This is a genomic window from Parachitinimonas caeni, from assembly GCF_030129945.1.
In the GTDB taxonomy this organism is placed as follows: domain Bacteria; phylum Pseudomonadota; class Gammaproteobacteria; order Burkholderiales; family Chitinimonadaceae; genus Parachitinimonas; species Parachitinimonas caeni.
Map to the genome: position 1 here is coordinate 144,956 of NZ_JARRAF010000009.1, position 26,988 is coordinate 171,943.

Sequence of the window (26,988 nt, forward strand, 5' to 3'; positions counted from 1 at the left end):
GCAGGTGAGCGTGAGGAATAAAAACAACGACACCCCATCCCTATAAAAGGTGGGGTGTCGCAATTTAAATATCCGCTTACCTTCCCGATTAATAGGGAGGGGCGCAGATTATTTAATTAACTGCAGAAAGCCGGCAGGCGTGAAGTCGTAAACTCCTGCGACGAAGCAATCGCGCCAGCGATATTGGCAGAGACATCGGCAGGGTAGGACCACATGCTAGGTGCAACACCCCAGACGGCGCCAGGCTGGGTTCCCCAGAACATCAAGCCGGCAAAGTCAGGACTGCGATTGAGCAGCGAGAGGTACATCTTGTTTACTTGGGCTGTAGTGCTCAGAAACTTGCCCATGAACTCAGGCGAGCTGAAGAACGAACGGGCCAATGCAACCGCCTGCGCTTGCGAGCAAGTGCCTTGCGCGTCAAGCTGGGCAATGTAGAAAGCCTTGCCAGCAGCGTCGGGTGCGCGGTCCAGAACGACGTTATAGAGCGTGTCGATAAAAGCAACCTGGCCAGCGGTGGCGGCTTGGGCAGCAGGTGCTGCAGAAATAACACCAGCAGTGGCTAAAGCCAGAGCAAAAGATGTGATTTTCATAATATTGTAGTCCTCGTTATAAATTGTTTACGACTGCAAATACTGTGTAAAAGAAGCCTGAAATAAACAGGCAGCAACATCCTATCATGGCGTTGTGAAGATTTATTAAAAATCTCTCATGGAAAATAATTTAAGTGTGCAAACGGTGCACGAATATAGGTATTTAGACTGATAAAATCAGAGCGGCTTGGGCGAGTGATTCGTTGCGTTCTTGGCAGTAGCGGGAGAGCGCCTGTTCTGATTGCCGCATGGACAGGCGCCGCCGCTGCCGAAGACCATTGAGCCGAGGTGCCAGAACACCCCAGCCCCCGTCGATCAGGCGCGCAATGCCGCCCAATCGCTGCGCAGCATGGCATAGACACACATATCCACATGCCGGCCCCGGACGTAGTTGGCGCCCCGAGCGACCCCCTCCTTACTGAAGCCACATTTGATTGCGACTCTCTCGGAAGGAAGGTTGTCGGTACTCATGCGGATTTCCAGGCGGTTCAAATGGGTGCTTTCAAACAGAAAATCGACTAGCAGCCGGACCGACTGCGACATCACGCCCTGATTGCGCGCCCCGGTGTCGAACAGGACATACCCGATTTCACGGGCGTTGTAGTAAGGGACCGACTTGAAATGCCAGATCGTCCCCAGCAGCTTGTCCGCCTCGTCCGTGATCAACAGCCGCTCAAAATCAGGCGTCGAAAAACCGTCTGCCTGAAACTTCTGGCGAAGCTGGGCTGGTGGCGTGAGCAGGTTCGGCAGATAAGGGCCGCGACGCTCCAGGTCGTTGAGTAGCGGAATCAACCTGTCCAGATCCGCCTCCTCCACATGCCGCAGCCTGATGCCATGTCCAATAAGCATACCGCCTCCTTAACATTGAAAACGCCCCACGCTAAGGCGTTTGGTGGGGGAGGTCAATCTGTGCAGACGCTGAAGGATTGTCAGTCATGAGAGAATATTGGGGAGTACCCTAATGACGAGTTCCTATGCATCTTCAGTTCACCTTTATTGAAGTCGGCTGCACAAGCCAGAAAAGACAAGAGTTGCTACGCCGGAAGTTGGAGGCGGTATGGCCATGCCTGGCAGCAGCAAATCACCCGAATGAAATCCCTGCCAAGCGAGATACGTTTGCGAGAGGGTGTGGAATATGAGTCGGCCTGGACGCATATCAAGAGTTGAAGCGATTTTTCAATTGGCTGTCCATGAAGGTCTTTTACCCCCTAATGCAACATGTCAGCCTGCAAGTCGACTACGTGTTATTGCCAGCATGTTGGCGGGTGCTGTCGCTTGGGCATTCATGCTTTCTATGCTGTATGGACTGTGGATCAAGCTCGACACTGAGCTGTTTCTCAAGCAGCTCTATCTGACTGGCCCGCTTCTTGTAGCTGTCACAACGGTGGCGCTACAGAGACGTCAACTACCTTGGTTGATTGAGCAAATAGTAATTTGCTTGCTGCTGGTCGGGCTTAGCCTGATGGTTTTTGGCGTGTTTCGAGACCTAAGGGAAGATCAAGCCCCTGCCCTCACCCTATTTATGCTCCTTGGCATGGCCGCGCTAATCAAGCGGCAATGGCTGCAATGGCTGTTCGGTGCCATGGCAGCGGTTTCCTGTGCTTTGGTCGTTATACCCTGGAGGGGGGGTATTCAAGAAAAAATACTCGATTGTGAGCATTGGGGAAGATCGTGGCTAGATCAATCACCAGAACCTTTATGGTTTTTTCTCCTGGCTCTGTATAGCTGCTTGGGCGTCTGGATGATTTGCCAATACATGCTGACCTGTTTACTGGACAAAGATCGTCACGCCCAAGGGGCTCTGGCACTGGAGTCATTCGCAGCCGGATGGCTGGCAGTAATTCTGACAGTGATTACACTTTGGGCAAGCTTGGGATCAATTCAGAAAATAGGGGGCGGAGGTGGGTTCTGCCTGTATATCCCGGTATATTTTAGTCACTGGATTGCCAATGTTGCTCGCGTGATATCGGTACATCTTTGCGCAGCGGCAATGATTTTGGCCGTATGGCGCTGGCCAGTACTCAAGCAGTTCTGGTTGCTCGGCGCGGCATTGCCCTTGCTGGCGGCCTCTTGGTTGATGCCCTCGCTTGGTGCCGTATTCCTTATATTCAGCCACTGTATTACATCATTTCGAAAACAGCAGGCGATATTTGCAGGTGTGGTTGGTGTCTGGAGTGTTATTCATTTCGGTTTTCATTCGAACTTCTCTCTGGAAACTCTGGCTTGGTTGCTCCTATTTTCCTCTGCATTATTGGGATTGGTAAGTTTTTTGGGAAAGGCTGGGCAGGTGGATTGTGGAGGTGAATAAATGTCCCGGCGATGAGGTTGTTTTCGTCAAGTTATCCAAGTTTGTGAAAATGCTTAGTAATGGTTTTTTGTGTTCATGCTCTTTCAGAGTGCTGTTGATGCCACGCCCAAGAAAATTTGACTCGTGCGACCCGGGATTTTTTATTTCTTTTGTACGTGTTGAGTTTGGAAATGGCTTTTGCTGATGATGTCCAGATAAATGGTGTCAAAAGTGGCGGGGAAATCATTTTGGGCGCAGCTGCATTTCCCTGTTTGATTTGCTGGAGTGTGCAATGAAGCGCGGAGATGTAATAGCTTGTGCTGCTGTCTATTTTTCTTTTTATATTGCTTGGGGTGTGTATTCATACCCTTATAAAAATGAAAAAATAGAACTGACACAAAGAATTATGGTAGATTATTTTGGAAGTAGGTGTTGGGGGAATGATTTAATGGATTCTTATGTTGATGCCAAAGGAGGGTTGGTAGCTAAGGCTGACTCAGGACTTTATCGATGGGATGCTAAAAAAAGCAAGTGGAAAATATTTTTCAAATTCGATCTCTCGGAGCGAGCGGGAGACTATTTTCCACTGAAAAATGGGGAGTCTGTTGTTTTTCATGGTAAAGAAATTAGTAGAATTAACGTAAAGGACCGTATTTATCATTCCAGTATTTATGATAAATATCAGCCATTCTTTTTAGATGAAAATGGCAGTGCGTATAAATCGAACTATAAGAAGGTGAGATGGAGTGATGATTGGGATACCTGGATGGACGTGCAATGGGATGAGAATTCAGAGAAAAGAATTGAAAAGATGATGTTTAAGGATAATAAAATTTATACTTTGGGCCCCGATGGAAAGGTGTCTGTTGTGGATAAAAAGAGTAGATCATATACCTTGTTGGATAACTTAGGCTCGCTCGATATTGATCGTGAGGGGGTGTACATCGGTAATCATTTGTATCTTACTGCTCATAGGGGTGACTGGGATGAACGGCCAGAAGATTTATCTCGCTGGGTAATCGTAAAAATTGGCCTTGATGGTAAATATTCCAGCATTCTGAATTTCGGTATGAAAGATAAACCTCCAAGATACATGGTATTAAAGGGCTTGGTGGGGGATGATATTTTTTTCGAGGCAGACAGAAGATTATATTTGAGTCGTGATGGCGGGAAGAGTGCGGTCAGAATTGGCAAGAATCTAGAATTAAATAAAGAGAAGAAAGAGAAGCACCTGGATATATGGGGTATTGCCAAAGGACCGGATGGCACGCTCTATGCCACCCGAAGCGATGCGGTATACAAAAGTACCGATTACGGGATGAACTGGACTTCAATGGGAAGGGAGGGCATTCCAGCTGAGGTCTGCTCATAATAATATGGCAATTAAGCACGGAGGGGAAATAGGAATTTTTGTTGAAAGTCCATGACATGGATCTTTAAGCTGCATCAGGGACGTAAGCTATTTAATTACCGTGGCAGAGATGGAGGCAAAAGGACTTTTTGCGCTTTCTCCCGCAGGGAAAGCCTCCGGTCACGCAGTTTGAGGCACCCCAGGTGGAGAGTTTTGGATTTTCATTTACACAGCACCTAACGAGGTAGGCTAATTCATAAGGCTAGCAAATAGAATTTTAATTATGGGAGGATTTTTGGGGGAACCCTATTAGCGGATCCTTGTGTATCCTCAATTCACTTTGGTCAAAACTGCATGTACCAGCAGAAAACGTCAAACACAGTATGAGTTATCAAGTCTGAAGCCCGGACTGGTAAGGTCTCAACTGACTGTGGTAAATCAGAGGAGTGGCTCTGTCGTTTTTCATAAGTGGGATGAGAACGGGCAAGAGCGTGTTTTATGAGTCGAATTACATTTACCTCAATATCAGAGAAGATTATTCAGTCCGCTATCCGAGCGGGGTACTGGCCCGAAAATGCAAAGACTCAGTTTAAAAATGAAGTGAGGGTCATCGCCGGTGGGGCGGCAGAGATCAGCGGATGGCTCATTGCTACCCTGGTGTTGTGTTCAACCTTAGCCACCCTTCGTGCGGAGCTGCTTCTCGAAAACCTCTATCTGGCAGGTTCGCTGCTAATTGTTATCACCACTAACGCGCTGCAGAAGCGCCCACTGCCCTGGCTTATAGAGCAATTGGTTACTGGATTGCTGTTAATTGGCGTTGGTCTGGTGACCCTGGGGGTGTTTCGTGATTTGCCGGAACGTGTAGCCCCTGCGTTCACGTTTCTTTTGCTTCTCGGCATCGCCACGCTCAGCAAACGACCATGGCTGCAATGGCTGTTTGGTGTTCTGGGGGCTATTTCCTGCGCATTAATCTCTATGTCCTGGAGGGAGTTATTTCTGAGAGCTGCGTTCGAGAGTGAGCAGTATCAAAAGGCAATGGAGTTGGGTTGGAGAATGACTCGACCAGATCCTTTATTGTTTTTCCTGGCGGCGCTGTATACCTGTTTGGGCATGTGGTTGATTAACCAATACGCACTGACCTATTTATGGAACAAAGATCGTCAGCCTCAAGGAGAACCGGCGCCTGAATATTTTGCAGATGGCTGGCTGACCGTAATTCTGACCGTACTTGCAATTTGGGCAAGCTTAGGGTCATTTCAGAAGTTGGGGTGGGGCGACTACGGCTTGTCCAATTTCTTTAATCTGCATATCCCGGTTTACTTTTGCCATTGGATTGCCAACGTCGCACGCGTGGTGTCGGTGCATCTGTGCGTAGCGGCAATGATTCTGGCTATCTGGCGCTGGCCTGTGCTTAGAAAGCCTTGGTGGGTGGGTGTGGCACTACCCTTGCTGGGTGCCGCTTGGCTGATCCCCTCGCTTGGGATAGCAATTCTTATACTCAGCCAATGTATTACATCATTTCGCAAACGGCAGGCCGTATTTGCCGGCTTGGTTTGCGCCTGGAGTATCATTAACTTTAGCTTTTATTCGAATTTTTCCCATAAAGTGCAAATCGGGTTGTTTTTATTTATATCTGGATTATGGTTTGCGGTGGGCCTCTGGGTAAAGAGGAATTGGGGAAGGTTGCCTAGTCTGTGCAATATTGGCGAAAGACGCAAAGATATTGCGACTTATGCTGCGGTTTATGCTTTGATTTTTGTTACTTGGGGAGTTTATTCTTACCCTTATGAAAGCATAAAAATTAGAACCACAGATTTAATAATTGATGAGCTTAGACTGCAGTGTCAGAGTAATTCTATACGGGATTCTTATGTTGGCGCCAAAGGCGATCTGGTAGTGAGGGCTAATACTGGGCTTTATCGATGGGACGTACAAAGCAACCAATGGAAATTGTTTTTTACATTTAATCCTTCAGAACGAGCAGGACAATTTTTCCCGTTGAAAAATGGTGGGGCCGTCATTGCTTACGATGACAAAGTGTATAGGGTCAATGAAAAAGGTCGGATTCATCACGCTGTGGTAGAGAGAGAATATCGATCTTTATATGTTGATGAAAATGGCAGCGCATACGTTTTGAGCCATGATGGAGTGACATGGACTGACGATTGGCATACTTGGGTTAAAATGAAATGGCCGGAAGAAACATTCAATGCAGATGAGGTTATCGCATTCAAGGATGGAAAAATTTATGCTTCGAGAACAGGCAGCTCGGTGTTTGTTTTGGATAAAAAGAATAAATCCTATACTCTGCTTGATAGTTTTTACCCTCTTACGATTGGCGAGAAAGGGGCGTATGTTGGTAGTTATTTGTATCTTACTGCGCATAGAAGGGGCGAGCAAAGAAAACAACCAATGGAATCATCTAAGTGGATGATTTTAAAAATTGGTCTTGATGGTAGATATTCCAGTGCTCTGAATTTCGGCATGGGAGATAAATTCCCAAAATACATGAAATTGCGGGGGCTGGTGGGGGATGATATTTTTTTCGAGGCAGACAGAAGATTATATTTGAGTCGTGATGGTGGGAAGAGTGCGGTCAGAATTGGCAAGAATCTAGAACTAAATAAAGAGAAGAAAGAGAAGCGCCTGGATATATGGGGTATTGCCAAAGGACCGGATGGCACGCTCTATGCCACCCGAAGCGATGCGGTATACAAAAGTACCGATTACGGGATGAACTGGACTTCAATGGGAAGGGAGGGCATTCCAGCTGAGGTCTGCTCATAAAGGTAGACGAAAAGCCCGTCGCCCTCTCGCTGCTGCGAAAAATGCTTGATCCCGCAAATCCCGCATCCGTTGCAGAGAGAGAGGGAGACTCCCCCTCTGGCCGCTAATACTGCAACTGCACACTCAACCGCTTGGTAATGTCAGATTTAAGGACGTCGGGCCAGGGGTTGCTGTCGTAGCGTTTTTCCCAGCCTAGCGACACCATCACGTTCTGGCTCATCTGGTAATTCAGGCTCAGTGAGGCAAGGTAGCGATAGCGTTTGACGTACTCGGCAGCCTTGTACAGGCCGGTGGCGGCCGAGGCCAGCACATAGCGGCCGGACTCGCCCTGATCCTGGATCAGGCGAAAGCCTTCGCGGAGGCTCCACGAGGGGTTGATCTGCCACTGCAGGGTTTGATAGGCGTAGACGATATTGCTGTCGCGGCTATTGAGGCGGACATAGGTGCGCACGAAGTCGTCGTAGTTTTCGCGAAAGCGACCGAGAGCCAGATAGGTGTCGAGCCGTAGTCCCGGCTGGTCTATCCAGTAGTAGCCCAAGCCGGCCAGCAGTGTGTGACGGCTGGTGATCAGGTTCTGGTCATCCACTTCATAAATGTAGCCACCCCCCAGATACCACTGCGGATTGAGGTCGTAACGCACGCTCTCCTGCAGGATTTCATAATCCTTGACGTTGCCGCCCCCGCTTACCTGCTGGATGTTGCGGTTGTCCACCGAGAGCGATAGCTCATTGTTCCAGGCGTTGTAGTTGCTATAGACCTTGCCACTGGCACGCAGGGCACGGCCGCTGTCATTGCCATCCAGCCAGGTGCCGGAATAGCTGGCCTCGATGTGGTGGCGCCAGCTGTCGCGTTGCGGGTAGAGGTAGCTGCTGTGGTTCCACCAATCGCTGCCAACTTGCACCTTGGGGGTCGGATCGGGGCTGTTGGCGGCAGGGGCGGCCTGACTGGCCGTGCTGGCGGGGCTGGTTGGGGGTGCCGTCTTGTTGCTATCGTCGCTCCGCTGGGCGGCCAGGGCTTTCAGGGCGGCGGCATAGCCTGCCTGATACCCTGCGTCGTAGCCGGGCTGCTTGCTGGGGTCGTCGGCAGCCAGACTGGCCTGGTGGGTCAGTACGGCCAACAGGCCGGCGGCAATCGGGTGCATGCGCATCAAGATTCCTCCTGTTGTGGCTTGGCGGCCTGCCGCGCTGCCGGGCATCGCCAGTCAAGCCGTCTTGGGTGTTTTCTGTTTATAGGTCTGGCAGATCGAATTCTTCCAGCAGGATCTGGAAGGTGATCACCAGCATCATCAAATCGACATCAAAGGTCTGGTTCACCTCGAAGCCCGGCTTCAGGTAAGCCTGCCGCAGGCGTTCGACGGTCTGCGGGTTGAAGTAGCCCTGGCGCTGAATGCGTTCCGGAGCCAGCAGGTCGGCTATCCATCCGCTATCTGCCCGCAGTAGGGCTGGGCTGCCGGGCGCGACAAATGCGAATTTTTCCCGGTTGATGATGGCAGGCGGCACGTAGTCACGAGCGATGCAACGCAGCGGATATTTCTCCCTCTGGTCTTGCACCAGCAGGCCGGGTGGCAGACGGGTGACGAAGGCGATCAGGTCTTTATCGAGGAAGGGGTAGCGGCCTTCCACGCTATGGGCAAAGGTCATGCGGTCGCCGTGGTCGGTCAGCAGGTGGTCGGCAATCCGCAGCTTGAAATCGACATACGAACGCTGGTGAATTGGATGCCGGCGCTTCAGGCGGGCATGCGGCACCGGGGCGTGGCGGGTGGCGCCGAATTCGCCGTGACGCTGGGCGAGGGCAGGGGAATACAGCGCCTGCAGCGTCTCGTTGAAGGCGTGGTAGTCGCGCTCGTAAAAGAAATTGCCGTCGCCCCACAGCCGTTCACGCAGCTGCATTTCCTGCCAGTCGTCGCCATCGAGCGGATCGGCGCCAAGATTGTTGCCGCGCAGCGCATCCAGCCGGTAGCCCACATAACCGGCAAACAGCTCGTCCGCCCCTTCGCCCGAGAGCACCACCTTGCAGCCGGCTTCGTGGACGGCCTGGGCCAGTGCATGCGAACAGGTGTCGTAACTTTCGCGCAGGGGAGATTCGGCATGGCGGATGACGGCACGCAAGCGCTGCTCGACGTCGCTCGGCTTGAATGGGATCTCGTGGTGGATGCTGGCCAGCCGGTCGCTCACCATGCGCTGATAGCGGCGTTCGTCGAGCCGTTCGTCATCGAACACAATCGAGAACGAATGCCATTGTGCGTTGGGCCGCTGGGCGTGGATCAAGCCGGCAATCAGCGAGGAATCGAGCCCGCCGCTCAGATAAAACCCCACCTGTGCATCAGATTGCAGACGACGGGCGACAGCTTGCCGCAGCAGGTGGTCGAGTTCCTGCTGCCAATTGGCCGGCGGCTGGCGCGGGGCGTCTTCCGGGTAGTCCAGATCCCAATAACAACGGGCCTGGACCACCCCGTTTTCCATGACCAGCAGATGCCCGGCCGGCAGGCTGTGGATGCCCTTGAACAGCGTGTTGGGGCTAACCAGGCCGGGAAAGGTGAAACATTGGTCCAGCCCGGTCAGATCAACCGCCCGTTTCACGGCCGGGTGGGTGAGCAGCGCCTTGATCTCGGATGCAAACAGCAGCTGGCCATCGGCCACCGTGTAATACAGCGGGCAAATGCCCACCGGGTCGCGTGCCAGAACCAGCCGATGCCGGGCCTGATCGTAGATGGCCAGCGCAAACTGGCCATTCAGCCGGTCGAGCAGCGCTTCGCCCATGTCCTGATACAGATAAGGCAGCACCTCGACATCGCAGCGCGAACGCAGCTGATGGCCCCGGCCCTCCAGCTCACGCCGCAGATCTTCATGGTTGAAGATCTCACCATTGCAGACCGACACCACCTGCCGGTTTGCGCTGAAATGCGGCTGATTGCCGATGGGGCGGGGATCGATGATGGCCAGCCGGCGAAAACCCAGCCCGACCGGGCCTTCAACGTGAAAACCACTGTCATCCGGCCCACGGTGGACCAGACTATGGGTCATGACCTCCAGCGGCGCCCGTTCAACCGGGCGTCTGGGGTCGAGAGAGATGATTCCGGTGATGCCGCACATGGGGTGAGCCTTTTGATGTGTGATTTGTTGGATGTTTATTAAGGATTTGTTTTTGTTGTACCCAAAGCTATTCCACGCAAAACCGGCTCAAGATCTGTAGCGAGCGGCCGTCAGCAGGGTGAAGAGCAGCGCAGAAACCGGAATGTACAAGTGGTACATGAGGATTTCGAGCAGCGCATGAGCCCTGATCACGGCCGCGCAGTAAGATCTTGGGCTGGTTTTAAAACTCATCATCCAGCGCCAGGCTTGCTGCCACAAACGCATCGGCATCCTGCACCGGCTGGCGGGCGCCGGGCAGGCGGTGGGCGAGTTCGGCCAGCGTGGTGTCGGGTTCGGTGGCCAGTGCCAGCAGCACCGCCTGCCAGTGTTCGGCATAACGGTGGGCGCTGGAGGGCTGGAACAGGCTGCTGTCGTATTCGATGAAACCGTGCAGACCTTCCGGGCCGGTCCACAGCTCGAAGTCCAGATCAAAGCGGCTGGACCAGCTTTGTTCGGCCCAGGGGCGGCCCTGACTGCCGGCGAGGTCCGGCACGGGCATCGCTTGCTGATGCAAGATCAACATCACGTCAAATACCGGGTGCCGGCCGGGCGGGGCGTTGAGCCCCAGACTATCGACGAGGCGGGCAAACGGGAATTCGGCATGGGGTAGCACGCTGTCGATTTCGCTGCGGGCGGCGGCCTGCAGGCTGGCCAGGCTCATATCTGGTGTTAGCTGCAGGCGCAACGGCAGCAGGTTTAAAAACAGCCCGACCTGATCCTGCAGCTCGGGGCGGTCGCGGCCCGATAATGGCGTGCCGATGACCACATCGGTCTGCCCGCTGGCCAGATGCAGAACAGCCGCCACACTGGCGATGGCTGCTGCAAAGCGTTCAGAACTCGGCAGCGTGCGCCATGCGGTCTGGCTGTCGGGGGGGCATTGCCAGTTATGACGGGCTCCGTCACGTTGCGGGCGGGCCAGCCGCAGGCCATCCAGCGGCAGGGACAGCAGCGGCAGATCGGCCAGATGCTCGCGCCAGAAACCGGCATGCCCAGCCTGCTGCCAGCCCGCCAGTTGCTGCCGCTGCCAGACGGCGTAATCGCGATAGCGCAGCGGTGGTGCGGGGGGCAGGGGCTGGTCGCGATAAGCGGCGGCCAGATCCTGCACCATCAGGTTGTCAGACCAGCCATCGCTGATGATGTGATGGGTCACCAGAACCAGAATCGACCAGGGGCGCTGGCCATTGACGGTCGGCGGTTCGATCAGGGCCAGCCGGAACAGCGGACCGTGCATCAGGTCGAATGGCTGGCGGGTGAGGTCGCCGACCAGCGCTTGCAGGGCCATATCGTCCCTGCCATCGGTCGCGATACGGTCTATCACGAAGGGCATGTCGGCCAGCACGCGCTGGCGGGGCACATCGTCCACGCTGATGAAGACCGTGCGCAGCGACTCGTGGCGGGCCACCAGCTGGCTCCAGGCCCGGTGCAGCGTGGCGGGGTCGAGGCCGGGCTCGAAGCGGTAAGCACCAGGCACGTTGTAGCCAGCGTAGCCGGGCACCAGCTGATCGAGCACCCAGAGCGATTCCTGCTGATAAGACAATGGGTAATCCGCCGCATCGGCGGCGGGGCTGATGGCTGCATCGCCACGTTGACCAGCCGGCCGCGCCGCCAGCGCCTGGGCGCTGCGGGCCTGGTACAGATCGGCCAGCCGGTACGAGGCTTTGAGCGCCCGGTTGATACGGCCGATGGCCTGCATGGCCAGCAGGCTATGACCACCCACTGCAAAGAAGTCGTCATCGACGGCAACCGGGCGGCCCAGTACCTCGCCGTAGACTTTCATGATCGCAGCTTCGGTGGCATTGGCCGGTTGACGGCCGCTGCACAGCTGGCCGGTGCGTCGCACGGGCGCTGGCAGGGCGCGCCGGTCGAGCTTGCCGTTAGGCGTCTGCGGCAGCTCGGCCACGGCCAGCCAATGGCTGGGCATCAGCGCGTCCGGCAGCTGGCTGGCCAGTCGCTGGCGCCAGTCGGCCGGGTTGATGGCAGTGCTGCCGTCGGCCAACACCAGCCAGGCTACCAGCTCCCGCTCGCCGTCATCCCGCTCGACGGTGCCAACCACCGCATCGCGCAGGGCGGGCTGTCTTTTCAGGATCGCTTCGACTTCGCCGGGCTCGATGCGCACGCCACGGATCTTGACCTGATCATCACGCCGGCCCAGATAGCGCAGATGACCATCGGCATCCCAGGCGGCCAGATCGCCGGTCAAGTACAGCGGGCCTTTGGCGATATGTGGGCGCTCGATAAAACGACTGGCCGTGAGTTCCGGCTGGTTCAAATAGCCCGCTGCCACGCCGACCCCGCCGATTGCCAGCTCGCCAATTGCGCCTTCGAGCTGCATTTCTCCTTCTGCGGTCAGCAATACCAGCTGCTCGCCGGCAAACGCCTGCCCCAAATGAATCGGCCCCCGGCCCAGCTCGGCAAAACTCGACCAGATCGTGGTCTCGGTTGGGCCGTAGACGTTGAAGACCCGTGCCGGCAGGGTGTGCAACGGGCCAGCCAGGGCAGGCGTCAGGGCTTCCCCACCTACCAGCAGCGTACTCAGCCCGGCCAGACACTCCCGGCCGCCGTGTTCAAGCAGCAGTTTGAGCCGGGTGGGCGTCAGCTGCAGGCAATCGATGCGCTCGCTGCTCAACAGCCCGGCCAGCAGGGACGGGTCGCGTGCCTGGCTGGTGCTGGCCAGAACAATGGTCATGCCGGCCCACAGCGCCCCAATCAGCTCCAGCGCGGCAATATCGAAGCTGATGGTGGTCACGGCCAGCAAGCGCTGCCCGGCGCTCAGGCCCAGTTGCGCGGGCAGGCTGCCAAAGAAGGCTGCTGCATTGCGCTGGCGCAGCATCACGCCTTTGGGGCGACCGGTCGAGCCCGAGGTGAAAATCACATAGGCGAGGTCGTCTGGCGTGGTAGCGATGGCGGGGGCGGTGTCCGGCGCGTCGTCGAGCGGTTGGTCGATGCGCTGGCCCTTCCAGGCCAGCGAAGCGGGCAGACGGCGCAAGGTCTGCTCGCTGCCCAGAATCAGCCGGCAGTCGCTGTCCTCCAGCATCTGTGCGATCCGGTCTGGTGGAAAGTCGGGGTCTACCGGCACATAAGCGGCGCCGGCCTGCAGTACGGCCAGCAACCCGATCAATAGATCCGGGCTGCGTTCGCACAGCACGGCTACACGCTCGCCGGGCTGCAGGGGCACTCTGGCCAGCAAGGTGTGGGCCAGCCGGTTGGCGTGGGCCAGCAGGTCGCCATAGCTGAGGCTGAGGCCGTGCTGCTCCAGCGCAATCCGCTGCGGCTCGCGTTGCGCCTGGGCAATAAAGCCGGCCAGCGCCCGCTCCGGCGCTTTGTCCCAAGGCTTGCCCCGGCCGCGTTTGCGCAAGGTACGCTGGCGCTCGGGGGAGACGACCGCCAGCTCGCCGACGGGCCGCTCCGCCTGTTGTACCACCTGTCCCAGCACCGTACACAGCGCATCCGCAAGGCCGAACAGTACATGCGCGGCCACCACGCCGCCGCCACTACGAAAAGTCAGGCCCAGGCCCAGAGGCCCTGGCGTGGCAATCACTTCCAGCGGATAGGGGGTGTGCTCACTGAAGACGATTTCCGCCAGCTCCAGTTCGGCGGTGACCGGGCCGGCAAACTGGCCCTGATCGGCGTATTGCATGATGAACAGGTGGTCGATACCACTACCGCAGGTGGCCAGCGCTTCGGCCAGGGGCAGATGCTGCTGGTGGAGTGCCGCGAACTGGTGGTCGCGCACGGCCCGCAGCAACTGGCTGAACGGGGTATCTGCCTGCCAGCGCAAACGCAATGGCAGGGTGTTGATGAACAGCCCCACCAGCTGCTCCACTGCGTCGATGTCGGCCGGGCGGCCTGCTACCACGGTAGGGATGATCAGATCGTTGCGGCGGGTGATGGCCCCGGCTACCAGCCCCCAGGCTGCCAGCAGCACATGCTGCAAGCCGGCACCGTGGGCCTGTGCCAGCTGGGTGAGCTGGCCTGACAGCTCGGCCGGCAGGTTGACGGTCAGTTCCTGACTCTGGCCGACTTCATCGCCCGTGGCTTTCAACAGGCCCTCGGCCAACAGGGCTTCACCGGGGTAGCCGGCCAGCTGCTCGCGCCACCAGTCTCGCGCCGATTCGACGCTTTGTTGAGCCAGCCATTGCTGAAACACGGCGTAGTCGGGTGCCGGTGGCAAGGGGTCGATGGCGCGGCCGGGCTCGGCCAGCTGCCGGTACAGCGTCAGCACTTCATGCAAGACGAGGCCAATGCTCCAGCCGTCGAGCAGCACATGGTGAAAGCTCCACAGCAGGCCGGTCAGCCCGCCGGGCTCGCAGAATGTCGTCAGCCGCATCGCGTGTTCGTTGCCGGGGGAAAACGGCTGGGCGCGGTCGAGCCGCAAGGCGGTATCGCGCAGTAGCGGTGTTGGCAGCTGGCGGATCTGCAGGGTCTCGACATGCGGGACGACCTGCACCGGGCGCGAGACCTGTTCATAGAGAAAGCGGCCACGCAAGGCATCGTGGCGGTTGATGACGGTCTGCCAGGCTTCGTTCATGGCCGCGAGGTCGAGCACGCCTTCGAACATCATCAGCAGTTGTTCGTGGTAGGCGGCGGAGTCGCTATCTTGTACCGCATGGTGCAACAGGCTTTGCTGCATGGGGGTGAGCGCGTAAACCTGTTTGACTTCGGCCTTTGTGTACATTCTCTTTCCCTTTCCCCGCTCTGGGAGCACCGCTTGAAAACCTGGCTTGTTGTGGTGATGCGTTGTTATGTGTGAAGTAGATTGCTTACTTCATCAGTATCTTGGTGCGTAACTGTTGAAGTTTCGTGATGTCGTGTTGTGTAACTCGGTTCCTGCTGGTTGCGATGTTAGGCGCTATTTGGCGCTAAAAACTTGAACATCATCGTGATGCTCAACTGCCAGAGATTCTGGTTAAGCGCCTTACAGTGCGTGGTTTTAAGGGTGGGGCGCACCCCGCATGTGCCTTTCTTCTTTGCTTCGCCAGTTATGCGCCTTGCGGCGCCAAGATTGGGTGCGGGGGGTGCCCCGCAGGCACCATCCTTTCTTTGTCTCGCCAAAGAAAGGAAGCAAAGAAAGGCGACCCGACTTCACCGCCCTGCGGGTTCCCTGCGCGCCTGCATCCCGGGTGGCTGGCGCAGAACTCGCCCATCCTTTGGCCGTGCTCAGACAGGCTGCGCCAGACGGCCCCACCCGCGATTCCGGTGCTCGGCGGTTCAGACGGGAAGGGATTCATAACAACCCTTTCCAGGCCGAAGTCATGGCAGGCCAATGGATTGAGGTACTCACTGTCTGGATCACAACGAACCGCTATCGCACACTTAGCAAAGCCATCCAGCTATCTTCCCAACTACTCCTGTTTCATCGCTCAAATCGCTGTTATGCATCCCCTCCCATCTGAACCGCCGAGCACCGCAGGCCGGAGTGGGGCCGTCCGGGGCGTTTGTCTGAGTCCGGCCGCAGGGCGGGCGAGTTTACGCACCGGCCACGCAGGGCGAGGCGCGCAGGGCACCCGAAGGGCGGTGAAGCTGGGTCGTCTTTCTTTGCCTTCTTTCTTTGACGAAGCAAAGAAAGAAGGGCGCATGCGGGGCGCCCCCCGCCCACAAACCAACGCGCCGTATGGCGCTAAAAACTTGAACATCGTCTTGATACTCAACTGCCGAGATTCCGGTTAAGCGCCTGCGGCGCGGTATTTCGGTGCGGGGGGTGCCCCGCAGGCACCTTCCTTTCTTTGTCTCGCCAAAGAAAGGAAGCAAAGAAATGCGATCCCGCTGCGCCGGTTGCTACGCAACTTCCCTCGGTCCGGGCCACTGGCCGGGCGTCGGCAGAACTCGCCCGTCCTTCGGCCGTGCTCAGACAGGCTGCCGCCGACTTCCCCCGCCCAGCCACCCGGCCCTCGGCGGCTTAGAGGGCGGTAGGGGCTCGCTGTGGTTAAAGCCGCTGCATATCTCCAAGACGTCAACAAGGCCATCTGCCACACACTTGGCAAAGCCATCCAGCCATCCAGCCATCCAGCCATCCAGCCATCCAGCCATCCGTCCCACTGCCCATTTTTCACCGCACAAATCGCTGATATGCGCCCCCTTCCCATCTGAACCGCCGAGCACCACAGGCCGGAGTGGGGCCGTCCGGGGCGTTTGTCTGAGTCCGGCCGCAGGGCGGGCGAGTTTACGCACCGGCCACGCAGGGTGAGGAGCGCAGGGGACCCGAAGGGCGGTGAAGCTGGGTCGTCTTTCTTTGCCTTCTTTCTTTGACGAAGCAAAGAAAGAAGGGCGCATGCGGGGCGCCCCCCGCACCTAATCACCGCGCCGTAAGGCGCTTACCGAATAAACGAAACGAATAAACGAAACGAATAAACGAAACGAATAAATGAAACCACTGGCGCCTACTTGAACAAATCCGCCAACTCATCCTCATCCAATCCCGTCACCTGCGCAGTCGAATGCGGGCTGCTGGCCTTGCGTGGCGTCAGATGGCGGGCGATGGCCTCGGCTTGCGGATGCGCGAACAGCGCATCCATCGTCAGATCGAAGCCAGCGGCGCGCAGGCGGGCGATCAGCTTGAGTGCGCGGATCGAGTCACCGCCCAGACTGAAATAACTGTCACCCAATTGCGCCTCCACCTGCAGCACCTCACGCAAGGCCGCCAGCACGGCTTGCTCGGCCGCATTGGCGGGTTGGCGCTGTGCCGACTGGCCGGCGCGTAGGCGAGCCGGTGGCTCGGGCAGGGCGCGGCGGTCGAGCTTGCCGTTGGGCGTCTGCGGCAGACTGGCCAGCTGCACAAAACGGCTCGGCACCATGGCATCGGGCAAGTGCTCGGCCAGCCAGTTGCGCCATTCGCCCTCATCCCAGGCGGCGGCCGGCATCGACTCCCGGCATACCAGATAGGCCAGCAACTGGGCCTCGCCTTCGCCATCCCGTCGCAGGATCACCGCAGCGTCGGCAAGGGCAGCATGGCGCTTGAGCTGCTGCTCGATTTCCGCCAGTTCGATCCGCACCCCGCGTACCTTGACCTGCCCGTCACTGCGGCCCAGAAATTGCAGCGTGCCGTCGCGGGTCCAGCGGCCCAGATCACCGGTCAGGTAGATCCGGCCTTCTGCCAGTTGCGGATTGCGAATAAAGCGGGCGTCGGTGGCATCGGCCTGATCGAGATAGCCGGCCGCCACACCGACCCCGGCAATGGCGATTTCACCCGTTGCACCCATGATCTGCAGCTGGCCGGTCTTATCCAGTACAAACAGCTGCTGGCCGGGCAGGGCGCGGCCCAGGCCGGTTTGGCCATCGTTCAGCGGCAAGGCGGCCGACCAGATCGTGGTTTCGGTCGGGCCATAAACGCTGAAACACTGGCCGGGCAGGGTTTGCAGACGTTCTGCCAGCGGTGCGGGCAGGGCTTCGCCGCCCACCAGCAGGGTTTTCAGGCGCTCAACGGTGCCGCTGGCATCCAGCGCCAGCAGGGGCGCGAGCCGGGTCGGGGTCAGCTGCAGGGTGTTGATGTCTTCCTGCTGGATCAGCGTCAACAGGGCTTCGGGGTCGCGTGCCTGCGCCGTGGTGGCCAGCACGAGGGTCAGGCCATGCCACAGGCTGCCGATCAGCTCGAGCGAGGCGATGTCGAAAGAAATGGTGGTAACGGCCAGCAGCCGGTCGCCAGCACTCAGTCCAAAGCTGTGGGCCAACTGGCTGAAGAAAGCCGCCGCGTTGCGCTGGCGCACCATCACGCCCTTGGGCTTGCCGGTCGAGCCGGAGGTGAAGATGACATAGGCCAGGTCATCAGGTGTGGTGCGGATTGCCGGCGCCGTTTGCGGGGCGGTCGGGTCGATCTGATCCACCGGCTGCGTGACCACATCGGTCGGCAAGGCCAGCCGGCCGAGGGCGCTGTGGCTGCCCAGAATCAGCCGGGCGCGGCTTTCATCCAGCATCAGCTGGATGCGCTCGGCCGGAAAGTCAGGGTCGATCGGCACATAGGCGGCCCCCGTCTGCAAGATCGCCAACAGGCCGATCAACATATCGGGCGTGCGTTCGCAGATCAGCGCCACGCGGTCGTTGGCCTGCAGCGGCTGGCGGCGCAGCAGGGTGTGGGCCAGTTGATTGGCCCGGCGCAGCAGTTCGCCGTAGCTGAACTGCACTTCACCCTGGCTGAGAGCGATGGCATCGGGCTGGCGGCTCGCCTGTTCGAGGAAGCCGGTCAAGGCCAGCGTCGGCACCTCGGTCCACTCCTCGCCACGCCCCCATTCGCGCAGCAAGGCGGCTTCGGTCTCGCTCTGCAGGTTCAGGCTGATGGCGGGCTGCTCCAGTTGCTCGGGCAGGCTCTGCAGGAGCGCCAGGTAGCGGTCGAGATGCTCTTGCGCACTATCGGCGCTGAACAGATCGGTGGCGTATTCGCAGCGCAGTTGCAGACGGCCTTCGGCTTCGACCACTTCCATGCTCAGGTCGAACATGGCAGCGCCGCGAGAGATGGTCAGGGTTTCACACTGCAGCCCCGCCAGCTTGTAAACGCGATCGTTGCCGTTTTCCATGATGAACATCACATCGAACAGCGGGTTGCGCGAGAGGTCGCGCTCGACATTCAGTCCGCGCAGGATTTCGTCGAGCGGGTAGTCCTGGTGACTCATCGCCTGCAGGAAGCTGCGATGACACTGGCGCGCCGCCTCGGCGACGGTGAGGTCGTTGCCCGCAAGGCGTAAGGGCAGGGTCTGGGCAAACATGCCGACGGTGCCGGCAAATCGCTCATCACTACGCCCGCCCACGGGCACGCCCACCACTACTTCGTCCTGCCCGGCCAGTCGCTGCAACAGCAGGCTCCAGCCGGCCAGCAGCAAGGGAAACAGAGGCAATTTGTGGCGCAGGGCGGCCTCTTTCAGGCGGCGGGTGGCGGTCGCATCCAGCTCGGCAAAGCGGTCGTCTCCGCGCTGGCTGCGGCGGGCCGGGCGGGGGAAATCAGTCGGCAGCGCCAGCGGTTCCGGCAGGCTGGCAAATTGCTGTTGCCAGTAACGGCTGGCTTCGGCGTGGGCTAAGCTGTGCTGCCACTGCTGGGCACTGGCGACCTGATCCAGCGGCTGCGCCGGGACGGCGGGCAGGGTCTTGCCTTCATACAGGGCCATCAGTTCTGAGGCGATCAGGTTGAGCGAGAGGCCATCGACCACGATATGGTGGGCGTCCATCACCAGTACATGGTGGTCGGCCGCCAGTGTGAACAGAGCGGCGCGGAACAGGGGCGCCTCGGTTAGTTCGAACGGGCGAATGAAGGCCTTGACCTGCTGTTCGAGCGTGGCGGGCGTTGCTGTCTCGCGCTGCAGCACAAAGCGGGCGTTGGCCACTACCTGCTGGCGAACGCCTTCTTCGGCCAGCACAAAGCGCGTGCGTAGTGCCTCGTGCCGCTGGAACACCTGTTGCAGCGCGGCGTCGAGCGCCTCGCTGCGCAGGGCGCCTCGCAGCGCAATCGAGAGCGGCACGTTGTAGGCGGTGTTGGCGCCCTCGATGGCGGTCAGCGCAAACAGACGCTGCTGGGCGGCGGTGACGGCACCTTCGGTGGGGCGGCTGACGGGGCTGGGGAGCGATTTGCCGCCATGCGGGCCTTCAGGGCTGCGAAAGGCAAAGCCCCCGGCCCGCAACTCGGACACTGCCTGCTTGACAGCGCTGATGATGCGCTCGATGTCGGCATCGGTGTGTGCGGTGGAGAGGAAACAGATCCGGCGCTCCCAGATGTAGACCCCATGCAGGTTCAGCAACAGACCGAACAGATCCATCTCGATTGGCTGGAACAGCGCGGTGAAGCGGCCGGTGCCATCAAACCGGAACAGCGAGCCGAAGTGATTGAGCTGGATCGGTACCGACTCGGCGGCAAAAAAGGCGTTGAGCCGCTCAGCCATCCGTGCTGCCTTCTGATTGAGTCGGGTGTAGAGGTCCGGTGTCGTTTCGATGATCTGCAAGGCGGCGCGAGCGGCGGCCAGCGCGATCGGATGTTTGACATAGGTGCCACCGAAGTAGATGACTTCGTGCTCGGGGCGCGAAGCGTCGCCATAGCGCCAGTCGCCACCATCGACGGCATCCAGATAGCGGGCGCTGCCGCTGACGATGCTCATCGGCAGACCGCCGCCAACGATCTTGCCGTAAACCGCCATGTCGGCGCGGATGCCGAACGCCTGCTGCGCCCCTCCGGCGGCAATGCGGAAGCCAGTGATCATCTCGTCGAAGATCAGGGCCACATCATGCTGGCGGGTGATCTCGCGCAGGGTCTTGAGGAAGGCCACCGGATGAAAGCCCGGCCGGCGGGATTGCACCGGTTCGACCAGTACGGCAGCCAGTTCATGGGCATGGGCGCGGATCTTGTCGAGACCTTCTTCGGTGCCGTAATTGACGATCAGCAGATCTTCGACCATGCCGGGTGGAATGCCGGCGCCGGTCGGGAAGACATGGCCATCGTGCTCCATGCCGAGCACCCCGTCCCAGGTGCCATGATAGGCGCCGCTGAAGATGACGATCTTGCGGCGGCCGGTCACGGCGCGGGCCAGCCGCACCGCCATCATCACCGCTTCGGCACCCGTGTTGCAGAAAGTTACCCGCTCCATGCCGGTCAGGCGGCTGATCTGCGCCGCTACCTCGGCTGCCAGCGGGTTTTGCGGCCCGATGGCAAAGCTGTGGGCGGCCTGGGCCTGTACGGCGGCGACCACCGCCGGTTCGGCATGGCCCAGCAGGCCCACGCCACAACCCATGGTGATATCCACATAGTCATTGCCATCGACATCGATCATATGGCTGCCGACCGTCTGGTCGGAGGCGATGGGGTACATCATCTCCTTCAGCGTGTAGCGGAAACTCAGGGTGTTCTTCCAGTCGCACAGCGTCTTGCGGTGATCGGCTGCCAGCTGGCGCGAGCCGCCCGTGCGCTGGGTGTAACGCTGCGTCAGCGCTTCGAGAAAGGCCTGCTGCCGTGCATCGAGTACATCCTCGTCGAGCTTGAGTGAGCGGAAGTTCGGCGCCGCCGGCTTCTCCGCCTTGCCGGGGGCTTCTGCTGCCGGTGTGGCCGAGGGTAGTGGTGATGGGACGAGGGCGGGGGCCGGCACCGGGTTGGTCGGCCCGGCTTGCCCAAGCAGGGTCAGCTGATCCTGCATCAAGCGTGACAAGGCATCGAGTTGCTGGCTCATCAGGCTGTGCAGGCTGCCATCGGCCTGCAGCGCCGGACGTGGCTGGGCTGGTGCAATCGGCGATGACGGCAGTACGGCAGCGGGCGCGGCCACCGGCGCAGGCATCGACACCGGTGTGGCTACCAGGTTCTGCGGAGCGGCCGCCACGACTGGCGCGGCAGCCACGGGGGCCGGCTGACAGTCGGCCAGCCGGCCGGCGATCTTGCGGGCGGTGTCGAGGTCGTCATAGAACTCGGCCAGGGTGGCCTGCAAGCCATGCTGTTTTTCGAGCTGGGTGCCCAGCTGCACCATCATCAGCGAATCCAGGCCCAGTTCCAGCAGGCTGTGGTCGGGGTTGACCTCGTCGTTATCCAGCCCGGTGAGCTGGGCGATCAGATGGATGACGATGGGCAGGGAAGTGAGGGCGCTGATATGGGTGGACATAGCAGGGGTTCTCGCAGAAAGAGGGCTGATTGGAAGAGGGGCTGCGGGTAGCGAGGCGGCAGGCTGCGCCAGATCGGCCTGGCCATCGTGGCGGGCCAGCAGGATGAACTGGCTGGCATCGCTATCCCCGTGCTGGGCCGGGCCGGGCTCGAACCCGGCCTGTTGCAGCAGCTGGCGCCAGTGCGGCAGATCAAGCAAGGGAGAGTCGGGCAGGCGCAAGGCTTTGTCGGTGGCGCGGTGCCAGCCATCGGCCAGACCGAAAGTCAGATGAATAAAGCCATGCGACACCACCTGCTCGTGAACCAGCAGACAGCCACCGGGCCGCAGCAGGGGCCGTAGATTGGCCAGGGTGCGGGCGATGTCGGCCGTGGCGTGCAAGACGTTGTTGGCAATGACCAGATCGACCGAGGCTGGCGCAAAGCCTTGTGCCAGCGCCGGCTTTTCGAGGTCGAGCACGGCCATGTCCAGACGGTCACTGCCAAGACGGCGCCGTGCCTGCGCAAAAAAGCCCCGGCTGACGTCGGTGCAGAGATAACGGCCGGGCCAGTTTGCCGGCAGCACCTTCAGGATGGCTGCGGTGGTGCTGCCGGTGCCCGTGCCGACTTCGAGCAACTGCGGCGCCGCGCCAGCCGGCTGCTGGGCCAGCCAGCCGGCGACCGCTTCGGCTACCAGCCGGTTATAGCTGTCCTGCACCTCGTTGTCGGCATAGCAGGCGGCCACGCGAGAGAGATCGCCCCCCGGGAACAGCACTTCGGTCGGATGTTGACTGCCTCGCAACACCGCCGGATAGCTGGCAAGGCAAGCATCAATCAGCGCCAGCGTGCCAGCCATCGAGGGATGTCGCGCCAGAATCTGGGCGCGCTTGCGGTCGATGTCGAGCTGGGTGTCCTGCAACAGAACCAGCCACTGTTCGTCCTGCTGGATCAGCCCGGCACGGGCCAGCACCGCCAGCCCGCTGTCGAGAATGGCCCGGCGGCTGCCGTCAATCTGTGCGTTCAGGGTGATCCGGGCATCGGCCTGCCCCGGCGTGCGCAGCACACCGAAGTGCTGGCGCAGCATGTCGAGGAAGCCGTACTCGGCATAAGCATCCAATAACAGGTAGGCGGCGGAGATGGGGGTGCCCTGGGTGTCGGCCGGCACATTGCCGGCAGCTATCGGCATTGGCATCACCGGCTCACGCCAGTAGCGCTTGCGCTGGAACGGATAGCCCGGCACATCAACCTGACGTCGCCCTGCGCCATACCAGCCCGTCCAGGCGATGGTATGCCCTTGCGCGGCCAGGGACGCGACGGCTTCAGCCAGGCAATCCCGCGCCGGCTTGTTGCGGCGCAGGCTGGGCAGCCAGCAGCGTTGGTCAGCACCGGCGCGTTCGCTGCCCAGTGCGGTCAGCACGGCCGCCGGGCCGATTTCGACCAGACTGCGGCAGTCGGCCGCTTCGACCGCACGCAAGGCGGCATCAAAGCGCACCGGGGCGATGATCTGCCGGGCGAAGTAGTCGGGCGCAGGCACGCGGCCGTAGTAGTCCTCGCCATCCTGCGTGGAAATCCAGTGGATCTGCGCGGCATGCAGACGAACCTCGGCGCAGCGTGCGGCAAATGGCGCCACGGCGCCTTGCATGTGCGACGAGTGGAACGCATGCGAGACCTGCAGACGCCGGGCCTGGCGGCCAATGGGGCCGAGCTGGGCCAGCAGCTGATCCAGCGCGTCGGCATCGCCCGACACCACGGTGCGCTGCGGGCCGTTGAGGGCGGCAATCGCCAGCCGGCTGCCAAAGGGGGCGATGGCAGCCAGTGCGGTGGATTCATCCAGTGGCAGCGCCGCCATTGCGCCGTCGTGGCGTTGCGCATCCATCAGCTGACCGCGAGCGAGCACCAGCTGCAGCGCGTCGGCAAACGTCAACACGCCGGCAACCACGGCTGCGGCAAATTCGCCGATGCTGTGGCCCACCACATAGGCTGGCTCCTGGCCCCAGCTGCGCCACAAGGCGGCCAGCCCGCACTGCAGAATGAACAGTCCCAGCTGGGCATGGCGCGTCTGGGCCAGTACGGCCGCATCGGCAGATGGATCAATCAACAGGGAAAGGATGCCGGCGTGGCCCTCAGCCCGCAGGCGGGCCTCAGCATCGTCGAGCAGGTCGCGGAACACGGGCTCGTGTTGGTACAGCTCGGCGGCCATGCCGGGGTACTGGCTGCCCTGGCCGGTAAACAGGAAGGCCAGCGGGCCGGCGTTACCCTGACCGCTGCGGCGCTGGCTGGCGCCCTCGGCCAGCAGCTGCTGCGCCAGTGTGGCGGCATCCTGGCCCCATACGGCCAGCCGTTCGGAAAAGGCTTGTCGGCCCAGGTGGCTGCTGCAGGCCAGATCGGCGGCTTCGTCATGACTCAATCCGCCCAGTGCGGTGGCGTAGCGTTGCGCCATCGCCTGCAAGGCGGCCGGGGTGGCGGCACTGAGACTGAGAACCAGGGGGCGGTGGACGGGCAGTGGCTGTCGGGTATCGTTGGCGGTTTCTGCCACCAGTACCGCATGCGAGTTGGTACCGCTGAAGCCAAATGAGCTGACGCCGGCGACCCGCCGGCCATTGCGCGCCGGCCAGCTGCGTGGCGAGCGGACCACGGCCAGCGGTAGCGATGACCAATCGACTTTGTTCGACAGGGTGTCGGCATGCAGACTGGCCGGAATCTGGCCGGCCTCCATCGCCAACACCAGCTTGATCAGCGAGGCCATGCCGGCAGCGGCCTCCAGATGGCCGATCTGCGACTTCACCGAACCAATCAGCAACGGTGATTGTGGCTGGCGACCTTCGCCCACTGCGGCGGTCAGCGCTTCCAGCTCGATCGGGTCGCCGATCTGGGTGCCGGTGCCGTGGGCTTCCACATAATCAATGGCGTCGGCACTGACCCCGGCTTGCGCCCACGCTTGCTGGATCACCTGGGTCTGGGCGCTGCCATTGGGGGCGGAAAATCCGCTGCTGGCGCCATCCTGATTCAGTGCCGTGGCGGCGACACGGGCGCGGATGCGCCGCGTGTGGCGACGGGCGTCGGTCTCGCGTTCCAGAATCAACACGCCACACCCTTCCGAGCGCACATAGCCATCGGCCGCATCCGAGAAGGTGTGGCAACGGCCGGTTGGCGAGAGGATGCCGGCTTTCGAGAAGTAAACGTAAAGATGCGGCGTCAGCAGCGCGTTGACGCCCGCCACCACCGCCAGATCGCAATCACCGCTCTTCAACGCCTGACAGGCCAGATGCAAGGCCACCACCGACGATGAACAGGCGGTATCAATGGCCATGTTCGGCCCCTGCCAGCCAAAGAAATAAGACAGGCGGCCGGCCGCCGTGCAGTTCATGGCACCGGCCGCTGCGTAGGGGTCGAGGCTGTCGAGATCGTCGGTGTAGAGCGTAGCGGCCTTGTAGTCGTCGGTACTGAGCCCGGCATAGACGGCTACCCGCTGGCCTTTGAGCGATAGCGGCGGAATGCCGGCGTTTTCGAGCGCTTCCCAGGTCACTTCGAGCAGCAGCCGCTGCTGCGGGTCGAGCGCGCTGGCTTCCTTGGGCATCAGCCGGAACAGGCGGGCATCGAATTCGTGCAGATCCTGCCCCGCGATGAAGCCGCCCCAGCGGCTGACACTCTTGCCGGGCGCCGTGCGATCGGGGTGATACCAGCGGCTGGCATTCCAGCGGTCAGCAGGGATTTCGCTGATCGGGTCGCGGCCGGAGATCAGCAAATCCCAGTATTCCGAAGGGCTGTTGGCGCCGCCGGGAAAGCGACAGGCCATGCCGACGATGCCGACCGGGCTGTCATCGGCCGGGCGGACAGGCGTTGGCTGGGGTGCCGGGCTGGCAGTGAGTTCGGCCAGCAGCAGGGCCGGTGTCGGGCAGCGATAGGCGAGGGTGGCCGGCAGCTTGCGGCCCAACTGTTGCGAAAGCGCCTTGAGCAAGGTGACAGATTGGGCTGAATTCAGGCCCAGCTCGCTCCAGCGCTCGTCCAGCTTGTCGGCCAGATCAACGGGTTGCGCCAATACCTCGCTCAGCGCATGCGTGAGCGCAGCCAGCAACGCACTCGGGCCAGGCTGGCCGGCGGGCGATGGTGCTGCGCCATCCAGCAAGGTGGCCACGCTGTCGTCGAGCAGACTGCAGTGAGCATCGCGATGCAGACTCGGCAGCAGCGGGAACGTACGGCTACGGCGGCTGCAAAGTTTGTCCAGATGCTGCAGCAGACTCGGATGCGGGCCGATTTCAATCGCGGCGGCGGGCTGCTGCGCAATCAGGCATTCCACTGCTTCGACAAAGCGGATCGGCTGGCGGATTTGCCGGGCCCAGTAGTCCGCATCCAGCGCACTGCCCGGCAACAGGGTGCCGGTGCAGGACGAGATATAAGGTATATCGGCCCGATGGGCCTGCAGCCCGGCAATTTGCTGGCGGAACGCGGCGAGCCCGGCCTCGACCGCCGAGGTGTGAAACGGCAGGCTGACTTTCAGCTCACGGCAGAAAACCCCTTCGGCCTGCAACTGGGCCGCAAACGGGGCCAGTGCCACGGCGCTGCCGGCGACGATCACGGCATCGTCGGCATTGATGGCGGCCAGCTCCAGGCCGGGGCAAACCTGCAGGCGTGCGGTGATCTGATCTGCACTGAGCGCCACATGCAGCATGCTGCCCGCTGGCGTTGCCCGCATCAGGCTGCAGTGCGCCGCAACCAGTGGCAAGGCCGCTTCGAGCGACAGGGCGCCGGCCGTAACCGCTGCTGCGACTTCGCCGGCGCTGTGGCCGAGCACCAGCGCCGGCCGGATGCCGCGCCGGGCCAGGACTTCGGTGAGCACAAGCTGCAGGGCAAAAATTGCCGGATAGCTGACGTCAGTGTCGGCATCGGCGGCAGGTCCGCCACCGAGCAGGAGGTCGAGTAAGGGAAGCGAGGAAACACGGGACCATGCAGCTGAAATCGTTTCAAAGCTGCGCCGGGCGGCAGGGTCCTGGTCCGCCAGCTGTTGAGCCATGCCGGGCCAATGGGCGCCGACTCCCGAATAGATGAATGCCACGTCGCGCAAGCGGATTTCCTTGTTCGAATTGTTGCGGTAGCGGCCGCCGCCTTTGCTGGAATCAAGGCTCCAGGCAGCGGTCAGTATTTGGGGTGATGCAGAGGGGGCAGGTTCTGTTGATGCCACTAGGCTCTGTTGACATTTTATTTCCGGATCGCGTTTCGTCGGATTTGGGCCTGATGCAAGGCGAAAAGCGCGCCGCTTAGTGAGCTAAGCAAGCGATTTTTAACGCAGCAGCAGGCCCAGATCCGGCGAAACC

Annotated in this window: 9 protein-coding genes and 1 other RNA gene; 3 read left to right on the forward strand and 7 right to left on the reverse strand. The window is 60.2% G+C overall.

Features of this window, described 5'->3' with window-relative positions; all coding sequences use genetic code 11:
- Positions 1–116: 116 nt before the first annotated feature.
- Complete coding sequence (locus tag PZA18_RS10015) at positions 117–590, reverse strand: DUF4214 domain-containing protein (protein WP_284100698.1); 474 nt, start codon at positions 588–590, stop codon at positions 117–119.
- Positions 591–905: 315 nt separating this feature from the next.
- Entirely contained in the window at positions 906–1,439 is a 534-nt protein-coding gene (locus PZA18_RS10020; RefSeq protein WP_284100699.1) for a GNAT family N-acetyltransferase, read from the reverse strand.
- A gap of 286 nt (positions 1,440–1,725) precedes the next feature.
- Here PZA18_RS10020 and PZA18_RS10025 point away from each other — a divergent pair, with 286 nt between their 5' ends.
- The 3 genes from PZA18_RS10025 (at position 1,726) to PZA18_RS10035 (ending at position 7,015) form a co-directional block, all read left to right on the forward strand.
- Positions 1,726–2,898 (forward strand): DUF4401 domain-containing protein, encoded by a 1,173-nt coding sequence (locus PZA18_RS10025; protein WP_284100700.1) that lies wholly within the window; start codon positions 1,726–1,728, stop codon positions 2,896–2,898.
- A 271-nt stretch (positions 2,899–3,169) separates the two neighbouring features.
- Positions 3,170–4,249, forward strand: a complete 1,080-nt coding sequence (locus PZA18_RS10030; RefSeq protein ID WP_284100701.1) for a beta propeller repeat protein — start codon at positions 3,170–3,172, stop codon at positions 4,247–4,249.
- A gap of 477 nt (positions 4,250–4,726) precedes the next feature.
- Positions 4,727–7,015, forward strand: coding sequence for a DUF4401 domain-containing protein (locus PZA18_RS10035; RefSeq protein ID WP_284100702.1), 2,289 nt, complete (start codon positions 4,727–4,729; stop codon positions 7,013–7,015).
- A gap of 103 nt (positions 7,016–7,118) precedes the next feature.
- Here PZA18_RS10035 and PZA18_RS10040 read toward each other — a convergent pair whose 3' ends face one another.
- The 5 genes from PZA18_RS10040 to PZA18_RS10060 all read right to left on the reverse strand — a co-directional run bounded on the left by PZA18_RS10040 (position 7,119) and on the right by PZA18_RS10060 (position 26,855).
- The gene (locus tag PZA18_RS10040; protein ID WP_284100703.1) at positions 7,119–8,162 is read right to left on the reverse strand and encodes a DUF481 domain-containing protein; all 1,044 of its coding nucleotides are present in this window, start codon (positions 8,160–8,162) and stop codon (positions 7,119–7,121) included.
- A gap of 79 nt (positions 8,163–8,241) precedes the next feature.
- Entirely contained in the window at positions 8,242–10,107 is a 1,866-nt protein-coding gene (asnB, locus tag PZA18_RS10045) for an asparagine synthase (glutamine-hydrolyzing) (protein ID WP_284100704.1), read from the reverse strand.
- Positions 10,108–10,191: 84 nt separating this feature from the next.
- A non-coding RNA gene (locus PZA18_RS10050) (sX9 sRNA) lies at positions 10,192–10,266 on the reverse strand.
- Positions 10,267–10,327: 61 nt separating this feature from the next.
- Entirely contained in the window at positions 10,328–14,821 is a 4,494-nt protein-coding gene (locus PZA18_RS10055) for an amino acid adenylation domain-containing protein (protein ID WP_284100705.1), read from the reverse strand.
- Positions 14,822–16,523: 1,702 nt separating this feature from the next.
- Positions 16,524–26,855, reverse strand: a complete 10,332-nt coding sequence (locus PZA18_RS10060) for a non-ribosomal peptide synthetase/type I polyketide synthase (RefSeq protein ID WP_284100706.1) — start codon at positions 26,853–26,855, stop codon at positions 16,524–16,526.
- Between the last annotated feature and the right edge of the window lie 133 nt (positions 26,856–26,988).

What these genes read in the sequence shown, in the direction of transcription:
- PZA18_RS10015 (WP_284100698.1), bottom strand. Translation starts at nt 590, where the DNA reads ATGAAAATCACATCTTTTGCTCTGGCTTTAGCCACTGCTGGTGTTATT.
- PZA18_RS10025 (WP_284100700.1), top strand. Translation starts at nt 1,726, where the DNA reads ATGAGTCGGCCTGGACGCATATCAAGAGTTGAAGCGATTTTTCAATTG.
- PZA18_RS10040 (WP_284100703.1), bottom strand. Translation starts at nt 8,162, where the DNA reads ATGCGCATGCACCCGATTGCCGCCGGCCTGTTGGCCGTACTGACCCAC.
- PZA18_RS10030 (WP_284100701.1), top strand. Translation starts at nt 3,170, where the DNA reads ATGAAGCGCGGAGATGTAATAGCTTGTGCTGCTGTCTATTTTTCTTTT.
- asnB (WP_284100704.1), bottom strand. Translation starts at nt 10,107, where the DNA reads ATGTGCGGCATCACCGGAATCATCTCTCTCGACCCCAGACGCCCGGTT.
- PZA18_RS10055 (WP_284100705.1), bottom strand. Translation starts at nt 14,821, where the DNA reads ATGTACACAAAGGCCGAAGTCAAACAGGTTTACGCGCTCACCCCCATG.
- PZA18_RS10035 (WP_284100702.1), top strand. Translation starts at nt 4,727, where the DNA reads ATGAGTCGAATTACATTTACCTCAATATCAGAGAAGATTATTCAGTCC.
- PZA18_RS10020 (WP_284100699.1), bottom strand. Translation starts at nt 1,439, where the DNA reads ATGCTTATTGGACATGGCATCAGGCTGCGGCATGTGGAGGAGGCGGAT.